Source organism: Silvimonas soli (assembly GCF_030035605.1).
GTDB classification, from domain to species: Bacteria; Pseudomonadota; Gammaproteobacteria; order Burkholderiales; family Chitinibacteraceae; genus Silvimonas; species Silvimonas soli.
Genome location: NZ_CP106736.1, coordinates 3321097 through 3340000, shown reverse-complemented (window position 1 = coordinate 3340000; position 18904 = coordinate 3321097). Strand labels below are relative to the sequence as shown.

The window sequence follows — 18904 nt, the reverse complement described above, 5'->3', positions numbered from 1 at the left end:
TTGCCATCGCGTGGATAGGTTCTTCGTTCTATTTCATCTGGCTGGATAACAGCCTCAAGCCGCCCGTTGATCCGGAGTTGATAGCCAAAGGGGTGGGCGGCGAATTGTGGGCAGTGCACGGCGGCGGTTTTTACAACCCGCAAAAGTATCTGCTCGCGCCAAAGAAACTGCCGGATGAATTGCACTGGTTCAAATGGGAAAGCTATTCCACCTGGCTGTCCGGCTTTTTCCTGATGAGCACGCTGTATTACTCGCAGGCTGGTGTGTACATGGTCGACGCCAACAGCGTCATCCAGACACCCGGCGCCGCAGTGCTGGTCGGCATCACCACATTGGTGATCGGCTGGGTGGTGTACGACATATTGTGTCGAGTGCTGTTTGCCCGCAGCCAGCTGCTGTTTGGCGTGATCTATTACGCCTTTGTGGTTCTAGTCGGCTTTGTGCTGTGCCATCTGTTATCTGGCCGCGCCGCGTTTTTGCATGTGGGAGCGATGATCGCCACCACCATGAGCGCCAACGTGTTCTTCTGGATTATCCCTGGCCAGAAAAAAATGGTCGCCGCCATGCGCGCAGGGCAAACGCCAGACCCCATCCATGGCAAACGCGGCAAGCAGCGCAGCGTGCATAACAACTATCTGTCGCTGCCGGTGATTTTCTGCATGCTCAGTAATCACTACGGTTTTACCTATTCGGGCGAATTGCCGTGGCTGACACTGGCGATCATCCTGCTTGCCGCCGCGCTGACCCGGCATTTTTTCAACCTGCGCCACAAAGGTATATATAAGTGGCAATACCCGTTGGCCGGGCTGGCTTTGCTGGCGGTGGTGCTGGTGTGGCATGCGCCCAAAGCGCTCCCGGCCGCGCAGGCGAGCGCCGAGCCTGCCAAACCTGCCGCCACCACGCTGGCAGACATCCGGCCGATTATTGATAGTCGCTGTATTGAGTGCCACTCAGAAAAACCAACCAAAATGCCCACGGCGCCAAACGGCCTGAAGTTTGATACCGATGCCGTGGTGCGCGCCAACGCCCCCAAAATCTATCAGCAGGTGGTGCAACTCAAAGCCATGCCGCTGGGTAATCTGACAGGGATAACCGACGCTGAACGGGCGCAAATCGGTCGCTGGTTTGAAGGTGGCGCAAAGTAAGCGTGCATATCGGGCCAGTTCAGAACACGGCTGATAACACCATGATTAGCCCGATCATCGATACGACCCAAACCAGCGAGCGCAGCCAGGGTACGCCAAAGGCGTACAACGGCAGATAAGCCACGCGTGCCCATAAATAGATTTCACAACCCCACACGCTGCGGGCCGATTCTTTCGCCAACAAATGCACCAGCAACACGGCTACCGCAAAAAATGGCCAGGTTTCCATGAAATTGCGCTGGGCCCGGGCCAGCCGCCCGGCCAATCCTTGCGGTGGTTTGTCTGCATCGCGCGCGCCGGTCGCCCACTCCACTCCGTTCTGCCGCCGAATGGCCGTGGCATAGGCCATCAAATACACCAGACCCAACACGATACTCCAGGCCAGGTACTGCAACTCTGTGGTCATGAAAGCGTGTTCCCCAAAAAACGTCGTCAGAGAAATCCGGTGAGGCGATGCGCCGTTGACCGGGATGCAAACAGGACATGGGCGTCCATACTGCATCAGAGCGGCTACTGCCGCACCCTGCCAGAGGAGAACGCAATGTTGCTAGAAGGTTCGTGCCAGTGTGGCGCGGTGACATTCAGTGTTGAAGCGCCGCATCCGCTCCCCTACCAGCGCTGTTATTGCAGCATCTGCCGCAAAACCCAGGGTGGCGGTGGCTATGCCATCAACTTGGGTGCGTTGGCCGATACGCTCAAGGTCAATGGCCGCAAGCACATCCGCATGTATCACGCCCGTGTCAAAAACCCGGAAGATGCCAAGGTTCATATCAGTAGCGGCGAACGGCATTTCTGCGGTGAATGCGGCACGGCGTTGTGGGTCTATGACGCGGAATGGCCAGAGCTGATTCACCCGTTTGCCTCCGCCATCGACACCCCGCTCCCCCAAACGCCCGAAACCACGCACATGATGCTGGAATTCAAGCCGGACTGGGTGGAGGTGGATTTCAAAGCGCAGGATCAACGCTTCCAGCGTTATTCGGAAGAATCCATTGCCGAGTTTCACGAGAGAGTTGGCGGCGTATCGCCGGCATCTGAGACTAAATAAATGAATTGGGTAACGAAGAGAATAATGCCGGTGCATTATTCTCGCTGAACGCCTCAGTGGATACGTTGGCCCATCACGTAAGTTGCGGCCACGCAGCGCTCATCGCCCAATATCGTCAGGGCAAACAAGCGCTCCGCCAGCGTGCGGGTGCGGTCCATCCGGAAAGCCAGTTCTGGCGTGGCATCAAGCTTGAGGACGATAAAGTCGCCCTCGCGGCCCGGTTCAAAGTTGCCGATAAACTCCTCAAGGTACAGCGCCCGCGCCCCGCCCAATGTCGCCAGATACCAGCCGCGTAAAGGTGACAACGCATGATGTCGCGCTTGCGAGACTTTGTACGCTTCGGCTAGCGTGCGAATCATGCTGAAAGACGTGCCGCCACCCACATCGGTCGCCAGACCCACGCGCACACCAGATTTCGCCATGCCGTAGTAATCGAACAGGCCGCTGCCCAAAAACAGATTGGAGGTCGGGCAAAACGCCGCCGCCGTACCAGACTGGCTCATTGCCAGTTGCTCACGCTCGGTCAGATGAATGCAATGGCCGTAGATGGTGCGCGGGCCGGTCAGGCCGTAATGTTCGTAAACATCCAGATAATCGCGTTGATCCGGGAACAACTCGGCGACCCATGCTACTTCTTTATCGTTTTCAGCCAGATGCGATTGCACGTGCAAATCCGGCCGTGATTGATACAGCTGCCCGGCGATGGCCAATTGCTCAGGTGTAGAGGTCGGTGCGAAGCGCGGCGTAATGGTGTACCGCAGGCGATCTTTACCATGCCAGCGGTCGATCAGATCCTGGCTATCGCGGCCGGAACGCTCGGCGGTGTCACGCACTTCCGGCGGGCAATGTCGATCCATCATCGCTTTGCCACACAACATGCGCAAACCGCGACGCTGGGCTTCGGCCATGAAAGCATCGACCGATTGCGGGTGCACGCTGCCAAACACGGATGCAGTGGTGGTGCCATGTGCCAGCAAACGGTCCACCACAAACCGCGCCGTTTCGGCGGCGACTTCCGGGTGCGTAAACGCCGCTTCAGCGGGAAAGGTGTAATCGTTCAGCCAATCGAGCAGGCGGCAGCCAAACGAGGCAATCATGCCCGCTTGCACGTAGTGCATATGGGTATCGACCAGGCCCGGCAAAATCAGCTGACCAGAATGGTCGGCCCATTCAGCCACGTTGCGCACGGGCGCGGGGATATCGCCCAGAGCATCCCATGCACCGGTGGTACGCACGTAGCCATCCGCCAGCCATAAATAGCCGTCGTCCAGATAGCGATACGACTCGGCGTCCGGGTACAAACCAGGATCTTGCAGAAAGTGCAGGATGCTGCCGCGGACGATCAAGTGCGTTTGGGAGGTTTGGGTATTCATGCGGTCTATTTTAGGCCTATTTACGCTGGATTATGCCGACTGCATTACTTGGGTAACCGGCCTCAATTCGGCAAAAATGGCTTCCCCAACGACGCTGGCAGATTCAACTGCACCAAGCGTTTATCCCGCGAGATCACCACCAGCACCACCACTGTTGCCAGATAGGGCAACGCCGCCAGCAACTGAATCGGCACCGTAATCCCCAGCGTTTGCGCGTGAAACTGCAAGATGGTGACGCCACCAAACAAAAACGCCCCAATCAGCAAACGCCCCGGCTTCCAACTGGCAAACACCACCAGCGCGATGGCAATCCAGCCGCGTCCGGCGGTCATGTTTTGCACCCACAGCGGCGTATACACGGTGGAAAGATACGCTCCACCAAGGCCCGCCATCGCCCCGCCGAACATCACCGCGCCGTAGCGGATCAGCAGCACCGGGTAACCAATAGCGTGCGCGCTGTCGGGGGACTCGCCCACCGCGCGCAACACCAGGCCAACGCGCGTGCGGGCCAGAATCCACCATGTCACGGCAAACAGCGCCAGCGCCACGTACACCACTGGCGCCTGATTGAATAACACCGGCCCGATCCACGGAATAGATGCCAGCCCCGGCACCGGCCACGGTTGCATGCCGGGCAGGCTGTAACTGACATAGTTCTGCCCAATGAAGGCCGATAGACCCACGCCAAAGATGGTCAGCGCCAGTCCGCAGGCGGATTGATTGGCCGAAAGCGACAAGGCCGGGATGGCAAAAAACAGTGAGGCTATTGCCCCGGCCACTGCGCCGGCCCCCAAGCCTGCCCATGCGCCCAGGCCGCTATCCACTGCGCAGGCAAACCCGGCAATGGCGCCGATCAGCATCATGCCTTCCACGCCCAGGTTGATGACGCCGGAGCGCTCAGCGACCAACTCGCCCAGGCCAGCCAGCAACAAGGGTGTTGCGGCGCCCATCGAGGCTGCAAGTACCGGCAATATTTGAGCAATACTCATGCGAACCTCGCAGCGCGTTTACGCCGACGGAAACGGTTATTGATAAAGGCATCGGCGGCCAGCAGAAAGATCAGCAACATGCCCTGGAACAAACCCGTCATAGCAGATGGCAGTTGCAGCGACACTTGCGCCGCCTCGCCGCCCAGATAAATCAGCGCCATCAGAAAACCCGCCAGCACCATGCCCACCGGATGCAAACGGCCCAGCCAGGCCACAATGATGGCCGAGAAGCCGTAGCCCGGAGAAATATTCAGATTAAGCTGCCCCACTGGCCCGGCCACCTCGCCTACTCCAGCCAGACCCGCCGTCAGGCCGGACAAACACAAGCCCAGCCAGATTGATTTCTTTTGCGAAAACCCGGCATAACGCGCGGCAGCGGGAGCCTGGCCGCTCACCTCAATCTGGTAGGCCAGAAAACTCTTGCTGATGAACACCCAGAAGACCACCACCACCGCCAGCGTAATGAACACCGACACATTCACCCGGCTGCCTTCCAGCAGAATCGGAAAAGTCGCCGTATCGCTGAACATGATCGATTGCGGAAAATTCTGCCCAGATGGATCACGCCACGGGCCGTTGACCATATAGGCCATCAGCAGTGTGGCGATGTAGGTCAGCATCAGCGTAGTCAGGGTTTCTTCGGCGTTGAACTGAGTCTTGAGCCACGCTGCCAGCGCGCCCCACAAGGCACCACCCACCGCACCGGCAATGACCATCATGGGCAGAATCCAGTGCGAGGTGCTGCCGTCAGTCATGATCGCCACGCCGCCGCCAAAGATCGCCCCCATGATCAACTGGCCTTCCGCGCCAATGTTGTACACCCGCGCCCGAAACCCTACCGCCAGCCCTTGCGCGATCAGGATTTGTGGCGAGGCTTTGACCAGCAGTTCGCTCCAGCCGTATGACGTGGTCAGCGGCGCAATAAAAAACATATAAAGCGCGTGAAACGGATTTTTATGCAGCGCGGTGAACAGTAAAGCGCCGGTGATCAGCGTCAGCAAAATGGCATAGACAGGCGCCAGCCAACGCATCTTGCGCGAGGACTGGGCGCGGGGCTCAAGCAAGTGCATCGGCGGGTTCCTCTTGTTTTTGTTGTGTAGCCGCCAAACCGGACATCTGCAGGCCTATGGATTCAGCATTGGTATGCGCCTTGATCAGCGCGGCCGACAAGCGCCCTTGCGCCAGCACGGCGATGCGGTCGCAAATCTCGAACAATTCATCCAGTTCTTCTGACACCACCAGAATCGCCACGCCCTGGCGCGACAAGTCAATGAGCGTTTGCCGCAAGAACGCCGCTGCACCCACATCCACGCCCCAGGTTGGCTGCGCGACGATCATCACTTTTGGCGCCTGCATGATTTCGCGCCCGACGATGAATTTTTGCAGATTGCCACCGGAGAGCGACCGCGCCGCCGCAGCGGGCCCGGAGCAACGCACGTCAAAGCGCTCGATACAGCGCAGGGCAAAATCCCGCGCGGCATTCAGCTTGAGCAAGCCGTGTTGTTTCAGCCCTTTACGATGCGCGGTCAGCACGGTGTTTTCCGTCAGCGACATTGCCGGGACTGCACCGCGCCCCAGGCGTTCTTCCGGCACAAAACACAGACCCGCATCACGTCGTTTCCCGGCGCGCAGATGGCCAATGGCTTTACCTTCCAGCGTGATCATTTCGGCCTGCACCGGCAATTCGCCGGACAGCGCCGCCAGCAGTTCGGCCTGGCCGTTACCGGATATCCCGGCAATGCCGACGATCTCGCCCGCATGCAGTTGCAGATCGATATCGTGTAATTGCGTGCCAAACGGGTCATCGGTGGTGGCACTCAGTTTATCGACGCTGAGCACCAATCTGGCATCACCGGTAAATGGCGGGGATACACACACCGGCAAATCACGCCCGATCATCATGCGCGCCAAGCTTGAGGGCGTTTCATCTCGCGGAATGGCGGTGCCGGTGACTTTGCCGCCGCGCATTACTGTTGCGCCGTCGCATAACGACTGGATTTCATGCAGCTTGTGGCTGATGTAGAGAATGGACACACCCTCGCTGGCCAGCCGTCGCAAGGTCTCGAACAGCTTTTGCACCGCCTGCGGCGTCAGCACGGATGTGGGTTCATCCAGAATCAGCAACTGCGGGTTTTGCAGCAAGCAGCGCACGATCTCCACCCGCTGGCGCTCGCCCACCGACAAACCATGCACCAGCCGCTGCGGATCAATCGGCAAACCGTAACGCTCCGAGACCTCAGTCACGCGGGCGGAGAGCGCGGCCAGGTCGAATTTCTCATCCAGCACCAGCGCAATGTTCTCGGCGACGGTGAGCGTCTCAAACAGCGAAAAGTGCTGAAACACCATGCCAATGCCCAAGCGCCGCGCTTCGTGCGGGCTGGCGACTTTGACCTGCTTGCCGTTCCACAGCATCTGGCCGTCATCAGGTTGCACCGCGCCGTAGATGATCTTCATCAGCGTGCTTTTGCCCGCGCCGTTCTCGCCCAGCACGGCATGGATTTCGCCCGGCTGCACGCTCAGATCAACACCATCATTGGCGACCACGCCGGGGTAGCGCTTGGTGACATGCGCCAGTTGCAAGCGGGGCGTTTCGCTCATCAAACGTGCTCCGAGGATTGGGTGGCAGGTTGGTCAGAAAGATGTTGGTCGTCTTGCGAATAAGCCAGCCGGCCCAGCAAAGCGCGGCGTTCGCGCACCTGTAATAGCTGCGCGGCTACAGAAATGGCAATCGCGGCGGGTTCTTTGGCGGTGATCCCGGCCACGCCGATCGGGCAGATCAGCTCTTTGAAACGCTCCGGCGCCACACCGCGATCGCGCAAACGATGCTCAAAACTGGCGCGTTTGCTGTGCGAGCCGATCATGCCAAAGTAGTCAAAATCATCTCGCCGCAGCACGGCCTGGCACAGTTGAAAATCCAGCGCGTGGTTGTGGGTCATCAGCAAGAAACACGTGCCCGGCGCGGCGGCGGCGATGTCGGCTTCAGGCGTGTCGGTGGCGATGCATTCAACGTTGTCCGGCCAGGTATCGGGCATGGTGGTAAAAATGTCGTCACGCTCGTCTATCCAGATCAGCCGGATGCCCAGCGGCGCCAGCACCCGCACCAACGCTGCGCCGACATGCCCGGCGCCGAACAACATTACGGTGAATGGATACGGCACCAGCGTTTGCTGCAAAGACCAGGTTTTGACATCGCCCGCCAGCTCGGCTTTGGCCACCAGCTCTTCTGCCGCAACCAGCGCCCAGGCTGAACCGTTGCCGTTGCTGGCCACGCTGCGTTGCAAGGCTTTGCCATGGCGCAAAGCATCGGCGCGTTGTTGCCACGCGGACGCGTCACTGGCCGCGATACGTTCCAGCACCAGCCAGACCACTCCGCCACAACATTGGCCCAATCGCGCGCCAAGACTGAAGCGCAGCAAAGCTTGTTGCGGCCCGCCCGCCAGTAATACGCGGGCCATGGCGATGGCTTCCCATTCCAGGTGCCCACCGCCGATGGTATCGAGCGTGTCGGTGGCGCCGACCAACATCACCGTACCCGCATCACGTGGGGTGGAGCCCTCTGCGCGCGCCACGGTCACCAGCACCTGGTCGTCTCCGGCCTGCAAGCGCTGGGCGAGAGTTTGCAACCACGCGCTCATACGGCTTGCTCCTTGCCCTGGCGGATGGCCCGCAGAATGGCTTCAGGTGTAGCCGGAGCAGTTAGCGGCGGCCGACTGCCCGGCCCTACGGCTGAGGCCACGGCATCGCGCACCGCAAAGAAGACGGACAACGCCAGCATCAGCGGTGGTTCGCCAACCGCTTTGGAACGGTGGATGGTTTCTTCGACATTGGCACCGTCAAACAATTTGACGTTGAGTACCTCCGGCACATCATACGCAGTCGGGATTTTGTAGGTGGATGGTGCGTGCGAGTTAAAACGACCCCGCTGCGCACCTTCGCGCTGCCAACACAGTTCTTCTGAAGTCAGCCAGCCCATGCCCTGGATATAACCACCTTCAATCTGGCCGATATCCAGCGCCGGGTTAATCGAGCGACCCACGTCATGCAGGATGTCTGCGCGTAGCACTTTCATCTCGCCGGTGAGCGTATCAATCGCCACTTCGCTCACCGCCGCGCCATAAGAAAAGTAGAAAAACGGCCGACCGGTACGGGTCGTCGCATCCCAATGAATTTTGGGCGTGCGATAAAATCCATCGCTCCACAACTGCACGCGGGCGGCATAAGCGCGCCGGGCGACATCGGCAAAGCTCTCCAGAAAACCCGGTGCCAGCACGCGACCATCGAGGAACAGCACTTCTTGCGGCTGGCAGTCAGCGATTTGCGCCACTAGCAACGCCAGCCGTTCACGAATCGCCAGTGCGGCGTTATGCGAGGCATAGCCGTTCAGATCGGTGCCACTCGAAGCGGCGGTAGCGGAGGTATTGGGAATGCGTGAAGTGTCAGTCGCGGTAAAGCGGATATCGGCAGGCGGCAGCCCGAACACCTCGGCCACGATCTGCCGGATCTTGGTGTACAAACCCTGGCCCATCTCGGTGCCGCCATGCGACACCAGCACGGTGCCGTCCGCATAAACATGCACCAGCGCGCCGGCCTGGTTAAACAGCGTGGCGTTAAACGAGATACCAAATTTCACCGGCGTCAGCGCAATGCCGCGCTTGATGATCGGGCTGTTGTTGTTGAATAACGCAATCGCCGCCCGGCGCTCGGCATACTGGCTGGATTGCGCCAGTTCGCTGAGCATTTGCGGCAGAATGTTGTCTTCCACCTTCATGCCGTAATGCGTGGTGTTGCGAGTATCACCGTCGCTCTCGCCATAGAGATTACGCTGGCGCACGGCCAGCGAGTCCAGCTTGAGATGGCGGGCAATGTCATCGACGATGCTCTCGATCATGAACATGCCCTGCGGCCCACCAAAACCACGAAACGCGGTATTGGATACCGTGTTGGTTTTGCAGCGCAGACTGCGGATGGCCACGGCGTCCAGGTAATATCCGTTATCCAGATGGCACAGCGCCCGATCATTCACCGGGCCAGACAAATCCGCCGAGTAACCGCAGTTGGAGGCCAGCTCCAGCTTCAGTCCCCGAATCAATCCGTCAGCATCAAACCCGGCTTCCCAGCGCGCCTGAAACGGATGGCGTTTGCCGGTAAGTACCATGTCGTCGTCACGATCTAGCCGCAGCTTGACCGGCTTGCCGGTTTGCCAGGCCAGCAGCGCCGCCAGGCAAGCCCATTGTCCGGATTGCGATTCCTTGCCGCCAAAGCCGCCGCCCATGCGTCGACATTCCACACTGACTTGATGCGAGCGCCAACCCAAGGCGTGCGCCACCAGATGCTGCATTTCGCTCGGGTGCTGAGTGGAGCAATACACATGCATGGTGTCGTCTGGGCGCAACTGCGCATAAGACACCTGCCCTTCCAGATAAAAATGCTCCTGGCCACCCACGCTGGCAAAACCGGTGAGCCGGTGCGGCGCGTTGTCCAGCGCTGCGGCAGCATCGCCACGGTTCATGTCCGCTGGCGGCAAAACCCAGGACTGCGCGCCGATGGCTTCCTCCATCGTGAGAATCGCGGGCAGCGTTTCGTACTCGACCTTCGCCAGCCGGGCGGCACGGCGGGCAATATCGTGGCTCCGCGCCGCCACTGCGAACAGCGGCTGGCCATAAAACTGGATATCCGCATCGACCAGAATCGGATCATCGTGCACTACCACGCCACAATTATTGACGCCGGGAATGTCGCTGGCCGTGATCACCGCAATCACGCCGGGCACGGCGCGTACGGCATCCAGATCCATTTTGACCACGCGGCCATGCGCCACGGTCGCCAGCCCCAGAGCAGCGTGCAGGGTGCCGGCCAGTTCGGGTAAATCGTCGGTATAGGTCGCCGTGCCGGTTACATGCAGCAGCGCACTTTCGTGTGGTAGCGGCTTGCCCACCTGACTGGTGGGAGCGGCGAGATGCGGGCCAGGATCGCGCTGGATATTCATGCGCTCACCTCATGAATTTGCCCCAACCGGGTCACTGGCGCACCGGCGCCGGTTTCCAGCCAGAATCGTTGCAGCAGATTGGCGGCGACTTCCAGCCGGTATTGGGCACTGGCACGCAGGTCCGACAATGGTTGATAGTCTTCTGTCAGCGCCAAGGCGGCTTGTTCAGCGGTTTGGCGATTCCACGGCTGCCCCAGCAAAGCGTGTTCGGTTTGTTCAGCCCGTTTAGGCGTTGCGGCCATGCCGCCAAACGCCACGCGGGCCTGGGTGATGATGCCGTGACGATCCAGTTGCAACATGAAAGCGCCGCACACGGCGGAGATATCCTGCTCGAAGCGCTTGGAGATTTTCCAGGTGCGGAACAAATGACCCTGGTTAGGCGCATCGGGCAGGCAGATTTTTTCGACAATCTCGTCTGGCTCCAGCGCGTTCTTCTGGTAGCCCAGATAAAACGCTTCCAGTGGCATTTCGCGGCGCAGATCGCCGCGCCACAACACCAGCGTGGCGCCCAACGCAATCAGCGCCGGCATGCTGTCGCCAATCGGCGAGCCATTGGCGATATTGCCACCCAGCGTACCGGCGTTACGCACGGGGACGGAAGCAAAGCGGCGGGCCAGTTCCAGCCATTGTGGTTCTTGCTGCGTCAGCGCGGAAAATGCGTCACTCAGCGCCACGCCCGCGCCAATCTCCAGTCCATGCTCAGTGTGCTCAATTTTTTTGAGTTCGGCGATCTGGCCCAGATAAATGATGTCGCCCAATTCGCGCAATTGCTTGGTCACCCACAAACCCACGTCGGTGGAACCGGCCAGCAAACGGGCATCGGGATATTCACTGCGGATTGCCACCAGCTCGCTCAAACGGCGTGGCGCAAAGAAATGGTGGCCGTGCGATTGATAGCGCAGCGGCGGCAGCAGCGCCAGTTTGCTCAACGCAGCCAATACCGGCACCGCATCCAGCACTTTGCGCGGCGCGGCATAGGCGGCTTTGGCGGCATCCAGAATCGGACGATATCCGGTGCAGCGGCACAAGTTACCGGAGATGGCATCGGCCAACTCTTCCCGTCCCGGACAGGTGGGTGCGTTCTGGTACATGCCCCACAACGACATGACAAAACCTGGTGTGCAAAAACCACACTGCGAGCCGTGGCAATCCACCATGGCTTGCTGAACTGGATGCGGATGCGCCGGCGTGCCCACGTCTTCCACCGTAAACAGCGCCTTGCCATCGAGCGTGGGCAAGAACTGGATACAGGAATTCACCGCCCGCAAGCGCAGTTCGCCATCGACTTGTTCACCCACAACAACCGTACATGCGCCGCAATCGCCCTCGGCGCAGCCTTCTTTGGTGCCGGTGCATTGCAGGTCTTCACGCAGGTGCTGCAGCACGCTGCGCGTTGTCGCCAGCCCATCCACCTTGTGGATTTGCCCGCGGTACCAGAACTGGATGGATCGTGTAGTCATAGCCGGAAATACCCGCCGGTCTGGTGTGATGGTCGATGATTTCAATCTACCACTTTGCGGGGGGATGGCCTGCCTGGGGGTTCTTATAACCGTTATTCGGTTATGGGAATGTGGGGGGAGTGTTGTTTGTGGTGTGAGCGGGTTTTGTAGGGGGGTGCAATCCGCCCTGGGGCTTGGGCTTGGGCTTGGGCTTGGGCTTGGGCTTGGGCTTGGGCTTTAAAAGCGTGTTTAGTTGAGTGCCTTTGGCACGGGTGGTGAAAAGCGTTTGATACCCGGGGGCGCCCGGGAACACGTTTCTTTCTTTTGCGTCGCCAAAAGAAAGAAACCAAAGAAAAGGCGACCCGACAGCGCAAGCGCAAACGGGGCCCAAGGTCAAAAACCGAAACGAACCGTCTGTTAGCCAGGACGGCCTTCGCGGCTCCGCCGTACCCTGCGATCGGCCGGAGCCTGGGTCTCCGGCTCTCCCTGGGCGGTTCGGTGTAATTTGAACGCCAGGGGCTTCGAAGGACAGGAGCCCAAAGGCCATTGGTTTGATTTAGGTCTTGAACCTAGCTGATAGAGCTGTTGATCACGCCGACCGAGAGCCGGAGACCTTAGGCTCCGGCCGACCGAGGGAACGCAGGATGCGCGCAAAGAACCCTCGCATACAGACGATTTGCTTCGGCTTTTGACCTTGGGCCCCGTCGGCGCTCGCGCCCGGGTCGCCTTTCTCTTGCTTACTTCTCTTTGGCGACGCAAAGAGAAGTAAGGTGCTCCCGGGCACCCCCGGGTATCAAACGCCTTTAAAATCCGTGCCGCAGGCACTAACAAACTCTATCTACCCGCCCAAAACCCCCTCTGCATCGCCAACGTCTCCTCAACAATCCCCTCTACCGGCCCAATCAACCTCACCGGCTTCTGGCAGTGATCAAACACATACCGCGACGACACACTCATCGTCGGGTTCTCGTCATGATTCCCGGTTACCCCCAACAAAGCACTCTCCGGCATGCCATAAACCACTCGCCCGATATTGGCCCAGTACGCAGTACCCGCACACATGCAACACGGTTCAACCGCCGTATACAAAGTGCAGCTCCACAAATACTCCGGCGTAAAGTTCTGCGCGGCGATGCGCGCCAGGGTGGATTCAGCGTGGTTCACGGTGTCCACGTTGCATTGTTCGATCAACACCGTTTCTTGATCCGGCCCGACCAGGATTGCGCCAAACGGGTGATGTCCCAGCGCCATGGCCCGTTCAGCCACCGCATTGGAGCGGCGCAGGTGCCGCAGGATTTGTTCAGGCGTAGGTTCCAGCCCTTGCGCTGGGTAAGACGATGGCATCACGGCAACTCCGGAAAATGGATGACGCCATTATCCCCACCGATGTCCATGCCGAATGCATGCAGAACGGCATACCACTCATAACGTTGCAGACATAGGTTGCAAGGCTGCGGATTGCTACATTGCTTGTCGTAATCATCAGAATTCCGGCTGGCCGTTTGCGCGCCAAGTCCATCAACCAAATCGGGGAGAGTTATCCATGTTTTCGCGCCTTCAATTGCTGGCAAGCTGTACCGCGCTGGCGTTCGGTTTATCGGTCACGGCCTTTGCGGCTGATCCGGTAAAAGTCGGGTTTGTGTATATCGGCCCCACGGGCGATCACGGCTGGACGTATTCGCATGATCAAGGCCGCAAGGCGCTGGAAGCCAAGTATGGCGCGGACGTCAAAACCACTTTTGTGGAAAACGTGCCCGAAACGGCAGACTCGGAGCGTGTGTTCCGTGATCTGGCGCAGCAAGGCTATAAGGTCATTTACGGCACTTCGTTTGGCTACATGAACCAGATGGCCAAGGTGGCCAAGTCATTCCCGAACACCATTTTCATGCATGCGACCGGTTACAAAACCGCCAAGAACATGGGCGTGTATGACATCCGCACTTATGAAGGTGCCTACATGCTGGGCGTGGTGGCGGGCAAGATGAGCAAGACCGGCAAGCTGGGCGTGGTCGGTTCGATTCCAATCCCCGAGGTCATCCGCAACATCAACGCCTTTACCATTGGCGCGCGCAGTGTGAACCCCAATGCCACCACCCGCGTGATCTGGGTGAATGGCTGGTTTGATCCGGGCAAGGAACGCGAAGCCGCGCTGGCGTTGATCGATCAAGGGGCCGACGTGCTGATGCAGAACACGGATTCCCCGGCAGTTGTACAAGCCGCGCAGGAAAAAGGCGTGTTCGCGTTTGGCTGGGATTCGGACATGACCAAGTTCGGCGGCAAGGCACATCTGGCGGCATCTGAACTGAACTGGGGCGTGATTTACACCAAGACGCAGGAAGAAGTGAAAACCAACGCCTGGAAGAGCGGAAACATCTGGTGGGGCGTGAAAGAAGGCGCGATCAATATTGCTGACTTTGGCCCGTCGGTCCCAGCGGACGTGAAGAAGCTGGCCGAAGATCGGCGCGACGCCATCAAGTCCGGCAAGCTGCATCCGTATGCGGGCCCGCTCAAAGATCAAACCGGCAAAGTGTTTGTGGCGGCAGGTCAGACCTACGCCGATGCCGATCTGAAACAGATGAATTTCTATGTAGATGGCGTGGTGGGCAGCGTGCCCAAGTAAGCGGCAAAATTATCGTGCAACCAGAACGGGCCCGCTGCGGCCCGTTTTGTTTTTGATAAACAGTGTGTTTGTTGAGCAAAAGCTGATTTTCCAGGCTAAAGACCAGATTGATCAGTCAGTCAATGCGCCGTTACCGCAATGACAATTGCATAAGCAATTGCCGATAATAAGCAGTTCGCCTTTGGCCAACCAGTACGAGCCGCCCGAGTGAGTTGGAGCATGTTAAGCCCCGCCAATTTGTTGGTTGTTACGGCCCTGCTCACCTTCATGATGATGTTGGTGCTGGCCTCGTTGCGCCGCAGCGGCCTGCCTGGCGTACGTGACTGGATCTGGGCCAACGGCCTCGAACTGGTGGCATTGTTGTGCTATCTAACCACCGGCCTGTTGCCTGCAGTAGTGCCGATTGTGCTGGGCAATACCTTGCTGGCAGCGGCGCTGTGTCTGATCTATAGCGGTTGTCGTCGCTTCTTTCAGTTATCAGTGCCAGTACGCACGCTGCTGGGCAGCCTGGTGGTGCTGGCCATCGTCTTGAGCCTGCTGCGGTTTTATGTTGATAACTTCACCGCGCGCGTGCTGGCAACGTCGTTGTTTCACGCCATTCTGGATTTGCTGATTGGCGCAACCATCGTGCGCAACCGGCCACAAACCCACTCAACCTACGGCCATTACTACACCGCCGGGCTGTCATTCTTGCTGGCCTTTGGCCATTTTGTGCGGTGCGCCCTGTACCTGCAACACCCCGAGATCCACAACTGGCTGGCCGATTATTCATTGCTGAATCTGACGTTTCTAACCCTCGGCGCCATTGTCGTTCCTGCCTTCAGCATGGGCGCGGTGGTCATGGTGCACGATGCCATGCTCACCGCCGTGGAGGAAACCGCCAGCCGCGATTACCTGACCAACACCTTGTCGCGCCGCGCCTTTATTGAAACCGCCACACGCCAAATGGCGCTGGCCAGTCGCAACGGGCGGCCATTGTCTTTACTGCTTCTGGATATCGACCATTTCAAATCAATCAATGACCGTTACGGTCATGCGGTCGGCGATGAGGTGCTGCGAGACTTCGCCCTCATCATGCAAAACGCCTTGCGCTCGGTAGATAGCCTGGGACGACTGGGTGGTGAAGAATTTGGCTTGCTGCTGTACGGCGCCAGCCCGGCCGAAGCGCGTACGATCTCGGAACGCCTGCGCGCGCTGGTCGAGGCCAATACCATTCGCATCGGCAATGGTCAGGCCTCGTACACCATGAGCGGCGGACTGGCTCACTGGAACCCCAACGAAAGCCTGCAAGAACTCACCTTGCGCGCCGACACGGCTTTGTATGAAGCCAAAGCCAAAGGGCGCAACCGGATCATCCTGTCTGAACGCACCGCGCCCACAGCGCCGCCTGAATACGCCAGTTAAGCGGGATTAACGCCCCGACATGTCTATACAAATTGGCTCATGCTATATTGCGGCGCATATCCCGGCATGAGTTGACCATGGTAACCACCGCGCAAAAACCTGTTCCCGCCTACGTGCAAATCAAGGAGTACGTGCGCAAACAGATTGAAAGCGGCGCATGGGCGGCGGGCAACATGATTCCTTCGGAACATGATCTGGTCAAACAATTCAGCGTTTCGCGCATGACGGTGCACCGGGCCTTGCGTGAGTTGACCGGCGACCAATTGCTGACCCGGGTGCAGGGCGCGGGCACCTTCGTGAATGGCAAGAAGTACCAGTCCACGCTTATCCAGATCAAAAGCATTGCGCACGAAATTGAAAGCCGCGGCGATGTGCATACCAGTGAGATTCTGGTTCTGGAACGCACCACCGATCCCAAAGCGCTCACTGCACTGGAACTACCTGCCGACAGCTACGCGTTTCATTCGCGCATTGTGCATTTCGAGAATACCGTTCCCATCCAGCTGGAAGACCGGTTTGTGAATCCGCACCTGTACCCGGCCTATCTGGGGCAGGATTTCAACGCCATCACCCCCAACGAATACATGACTCGCGAAGCGCCGCTGCAGCGGGCGGAATATGTCATCACCGCGCATATGCCCGATGCGTCAACGCGCCAGCGTTTGCGCATGGAAAGTGGCGATCCATGCCTGGTCTTGCACCGTCGCACCTGGGCGCACGATCAAGTCGCTACCGATGTCACCTTGTGGCATCCGGGATCACGCTTCCAGTTTTCCGGCGCTTTTTAAGTTTGCTCCAGAAAGCTTGAGGATATGCAGGGTGGATTCGCGCAGCAATCCACCGTTGCGATGACGGATTGCTGCGCGAATCCACCCTGCATAACAGGCCGACATTCCCGTGCATGCGGGAATCCAGCGGCAATGACAAACGAAGCCACTGGGTCCCGTCAGCCTGGGTGATGGCGGAGTGGTCAGCATGTAGCCCGGATGAAGGCCGCTTCTCGGCATTGTCCCCGCCTTCCCTCCCATCTTTTTCCAACACCGGCACTACGTTCATCCCGTTGCCGCAAACACCTACTTGTATATACAAATAGCTCAATCTAAACTGCAGCCATCTTGTATAGACAAGTTGGCAAACATCACTGAATTGCCAGCTCTGCCAATCAGCCCTTCGCGGTCGTATGCCGCGTGCTCAAGCTCTGGAGTGATGTTATGAACAAACCACAAAACGCCGATCCACGCCTCGATACCAGCCGCGTCATTCGCGCGCCACGTGGTAGCGAAAAAGCCTGCAAGAGCTGGTTGACCGAAGCGGCCTATCGCATGATCCAGAACAATCTGGATGCCGAAGTAGCCGAGCATCCGCATGCGTTGGTGGTGTATGGCGGCATTGGCCGCGCCGCGCGTAACTGGGCGTGTTTCGACCAGATTCTGGCATCGCTCAAAGACTTGAATGACGACGAAACGCTGTTGGTGCAATCGGGCAAACCGGTCGGGGTATTTCGTACCCACGCCGACGCGCCGCGCGTATTGATCGCCAATTCCAATCTGGTGCCGCACTGGGCCACATGGGAACACTTTCATGAGCTGGATCGCAAAGGCCTGATGATGTACGGCCAGATGACCGCCGGCAGCTGGATTTACATCGGCACGCAGGGCATCGTTCAGGGCACTTACGAGACTTTTTTCTCGATCGCCAATCTGCACTTTGGTGGCAACGCGGCGGGGCGCTGGATTCTTACCGGCGGGCTCGGTGGCATGGGTGGCGCGCAACCACTGGCCGCGACCATGGCCGGGTTCTCGATGATTGCGGTGGAGTGCGACGAAAGCCGTATAGATTTCCGCCTGAAAACCCGTTACGTCGACCAGAAAGCCCAAACGCTGGATGAAGCACTGACGATGATTGCAGCGGCCAAAGCATCCGGCAAACCCACCTCGATTGGCCTGCTGGGCAACGCGGTCGATGTGTTTGCCGAACTGGTCCGCCGCAATATCACGCCGGACGTGGTGACCGATCAAACCAGCGCCCACGACCCCATCAACGGCTATCTGCCGCAAGGCTGGACGTTGCAGCAATGGCGCGATGCTCGCCAGGTCGCGCCCGAAAGCATCACCCTGCCAGCCAAACAATCGATGGCCAAGCAAGTGCAAGCCATGCTAACGCTGCAAGAACGCGGCGCGGCGACGCTGGATTACGGCAACAATATCCGTCAGATGGCACTGGAAATGGGCGTGCAAAACGCCTTCGACTTCCCCGGCTTCGTACCCGCGTATATCCGACCGCTGTTCTGTGAAGGCAAAGGCCCATTCCGCTGGGTGGCGCTGTCGGGCGACCCGGAAGATATCTACAAGACCGATGCCAAGGTCAAAGAACTGATCCCGGATGATGCGCATCTGCATAACTGGCTGGATATGGCACGTGAACGCATCGCCTTCCAGGGCTTGCCAGCGCGGATTTGCTGGGTAGGTGTGCAAGACCGCTACCGCTTGGGTATGGCGTTCAATGAGATGGTCAAAAACGGCGAACTGAAAGCGCCGGTAGTGATCGGGCGCGATCATCTGGATACCGGTTCGGTGGCCAGCCCCAATCGCGAAACAGAAAGCATGAAAGATGGCTCGGATGCCGTATCCGACTGGCCATTGCTGAACGCGCTGCTGAACACTGCGGGCGGCGCGACCTGGGTTTCGTTGCATCACGGCGGTGGTGTTGGCATGGGTTTCAGCCAGCACGCTGGCGTGGTTATCGTCGCCGATGGCACCGATGCTGCCGCCAAACGGCTGGAACGCGTGCTGTTCAATGACCCGGCTACCGGCGTCATGCGTCACGCCGATGCCGGTTATGAACTGGCGCAAGAAACAGCGCGTGCAGCCGGTTTGAAACTGCCCATGCTTGGTCGCTGA

General features: G+C 58.9%; 15 protein-coding genes (1 of these 15 cut by a window edge). 6 read left to right on the top strand and 9 right to left on the bottom strand.

Annotated elements, in window-relative coordinates; all coding sequences use genetic code 11:
• Window positions 1-1145: the 3' portion of a urate hydroxylase PuuD gene (locus N7220_RS15360; RefSeq protein ID WP_283148399.1), read on the top strand. Its footprint begins 61 nt before the window's first position; 1145 of the gene's 1206 nt are visible here — the last part of the coding sequence; its start codon lies off the left edge, out of view; its stop codon occupies window positions 1143-1145.
• 19 nt (window positions 1146-1164) lie between these two features.
• Here N7220_RS15360 and N7220_RS15355 read toward each other — a convergent pair whose 3' ends face one another.
• Complete coding sequence (locus tag N7220_RS15355) at window positions 1165-1551, bottom strand: MAPEG family protein (protein ID WP_283148398.1); 387 nt, start codon at window positions 1549-1551, stop codon at window positions 1165-1167.
• A 135-nt stretch (window positions 1552-1686) separates the two neighbouring features.
• Between N7220_RS15355 and N7220_RS15350 the strand changes: the two genes are divergently transcribed.
• Window positions 1687-2193, top strand: a complete 507-nt coding sequence (locus N7220_RS15350; RefSeq protein ID WP_283148397.1) for a GFA family protein — start codon at window positions 1687-1689, stop codon at window positions 2191-2193.
• 53 nt (window positions 2194-2246) lie between these two features.
• On the opposite strand, the gene guaD is transcribed toward N7220_RS15350, so the two are convergent.
• From guaD to N7220_RS15310, 8 genes are all read right to left on the bottom strand, one after another.
• On the bottom strand, window positions 2247-3566 hold the full coding sequence (guaD, locus tag N7220_RS15345) for a guanine deaminase (RefSeq protein WP_283148396.1): 1320 nt from the start codon (window positions 3564-3566) through the stop codon (window positions 2247-2249).
• A gap of 62 nt (window positions 3567-3628) precedes the next feature.
• Window positions 3629-4555, bottom strand: a complete 927-nt coding sequence (locus N7220_RS15340) for an ABC transporter permease (RefSeq protein WP_283148395.1) — start codon at window positions 4553-4555, stop codon at window positions 3629-3631.
• The gene (locus N7220_RS15335; RefSeq protein ID WP_283148394.1) at window positions 4552-5625 is read right to left on the bottom strand and encodes an ABC transporter permease; all 1074 of its coding nucleotides are present in this window, start codon (window positions 5623-5625) and stop codon (window positions 4552-4554) included. Before N7220_RS15335 ends, N7220_RS15340 begins: the two co-directional genes overlap by 4 nt.
• Complete coding sequence (locus N7220_RS15330) at window positions 5612-7153, bottom strand: ABC transporter ATP-binding protein (RefSeq protein ID WP_283148393.1); 1542 nt, start codon at window positions 7151-7153, stop codon at window positions 5612-5614. Before N7220_RS15330 ends, N7220_RS15335 begins: the two co-directional genes overlap by 14 nt.
• Window positions 7153-8190: a xanthine dehydrogenase accessory protein XdhC gene (gene xdhC, locus N7220_RS15325; protein WP_283148392.1), complete on the bottom strand. Its 1038-nt coding sequence runs from the start codon at window positions 8188-8190 to the stop codon at window positions 7153-7155. Before xdhC ends, N7220_RS15330 begins: the two co-directional genes overlap by 1 nt.
• On the bottom strand, window positions 8187-10541 hold the full coding sequence (xdhB, locus tag N7220_RS15320) for a xanthine dehydrogenase molybdopterin binding subunit (RefSeq protein WP_283148391.1): 2355 nt from the start codon (window positions 10539-10541) through the stop codon (window positions 8187-8189). The genes xdhC and xdhB overlap by 4 nt, the downstream gene beginning before the upstream one ends.
• Window positions 10538-12001 (bottom strand): xanthine dehydrogenase small subunit, encoded by a 1464-nt coding sequence (xdhA, locus tag N7220_RS15315; RefSeq protein ID WP_283148390.1) that lies wholly within the window; start codon window positions 11999-12001, stop codon window positions 10538-10540. The genes xdhB and xdhA overlap by 4 nt, the downstream gene beginning before the upstream one ends.
• A gap of 813 nt (window positions 12002-12814) precedes the next feature.
• Entirely contained in the window at window positions 12815-13324 is a 510-nt protein-coding gene (locus N7220_RS15310) for a nucleoside deaminase (RefSeq protein WP_283148389.1), read from the bottom strand.
• 199 nt (window positions 13325-13523) lie between these two features.
• Between N7220_RS15310 and N7220_RS15305 the strand changes: the two genes are divergently transcribed.
• The 4 genes from N7220_RS15305 to hutU all read left to right on the top strand — a co-directional run bounded on the left by N7220_RS15305 (window position 13524) and on the right by hutU (window position 18904).
• Window positions 13524-14600 (top strand): BMP family ABC transporter substrate-binding protein, encoded by a 1077-nt coding sequence (locus N7220_RS15305; RefSeq protein WP_283148388.1) that lies wholly within the window; start codon window positions 13524-13526, stop codon window positions 14598-14600.
• A gap of 219 nt (window positions 14601-14819) precedes the next feature.
• Entirely contained in the window at window positions 14820-16004 is a 1185-nt protein-coding gene (locus N7220_RS15300) for a GGDEF domain-containing protein (protein WP_283148387.1), read from the top strand.
• 77 nt (window positions 16005-16081) lie between these two features.
• On the top strand, window positions 16082-16792 hold the full coding sequence (hutC, locus tag N7220_RS15295) for a histidine utilization transcriptional repressor HutC (protein WP_283148386.1): 711 nt from the start codon (window positions 16082-16084) through the stop codon (window positions 16790-16792).
• A gap of 423 nt (window positions 16793-17215) precedes the next feature.
• A complete protein-coding gene (gene hutU, locus N7220_RS15290) occupies window positions 17216-18904 on the top strand; it encodes a urocanate hydratase (protein WP_283148385.1) in 1689 nt (562 codons plus the stop codon).

Excerpts from the sequence above, each read along its gene's own strand:
- N7220_RS15350 (WP_283148397.1), top strand. The coding sequence starts at position 1,687 with ATGTTGCTAGAAGGTTCGTGCCAGTGTGGCGCGGTGACATTCAGTGTT.
- N7220_RS15300 (WP_283148387.1), top strand. The coding sequence starts at position 14,820 with ATGTTAAGCCCCGCCAATTTGTTGGTTGTTACGGCCCTGCTCACCTTC.
- xdhC (WP_283148392.1), bottom strand. The coding sequence starts at position 8,190 with ATGAGCGCGTGGTTGCAAACTCTCGCCCAGCGCTTGCAGGCCGGAGAC.
- N7220_RS15305 (WP_283148388.1), top strand. The coding sequence starts at position 13,524 with ATGTTTTCGCGCCTTCAATTGCTGGCAAGCTGTACCGCGCTGGCGTTC.
- N7220_RS15335 (WP_283148394.1), bottom strand. The coding sequence starts at position 5,625 with ATGCACTTGCTTGAGCCCCGCGCCCAGTCCTCGCGCAAGATGCGTTGG.
- hutU (WP_283148385.1), top strand. The coding sequence starts at position 17,216 with ATGAACAAACCACAAAACGCCGATCCACGCCTCGATACCAGCCGCGTC.
- N7220_RS15355 (WP_283148398.1), bottom strand. The coding sequence starts at position 1,551 with ATGACCACAGAGTTGCAGTACCTGGCCTGGAGTATCGTGTTGGGTCTG.
- N7220_RS15310 (WP_283148389.1), bottom strand. The coding sequence starts at position 13,324 with ATGCCATCGTCTTACCCAGCGCAAGGGCTGGAACCTACGCCTGAACAA.
- N7220_RS15330 (WP_283148393.1), bottom strand. The coding sequence starts at position 7,153 with ATGAGCGAAACGCCCCGCTTGCAACTGGCGCATGTCACCAAGCGCTAC.
- xdhB (WP_283148391.1), bottom strand. The coding sequence starts at position 10,541 with ATGAATATCCAGCGCGATCCTGGCCCGCATCTCGCCGCTCCCACCAGT.
- guaD (WP_283148396.1), bottom strand. The coding sequence starts at position 3,566 with ATGAATACCCAAACCTCCCAAACGCACTTGATCGTCCGCGGCAGCATC.
- hutC (WP_283148386.1), top strand. The coding sequence starts at position 16,082 with ATGGTAACCACCGCGCAAAAACCTGTTCCCGCCTACGTGCAAATCAAG.
- xdhA (WP_283148390.1), bottom strand. The coding sequence starts at position 12,001 with ATGACTACACGATCCATCCAGTTCTGGTACCGCGGGCAAATCCACAAG.
- N7220_RS15340 (WP_283148395.1), bottom strand. The coding sequence starts at position 4,555 with ATGAGTATTGCTCAAATATTGCCGGTACTTGCAGCCTCGATGGGCGCC.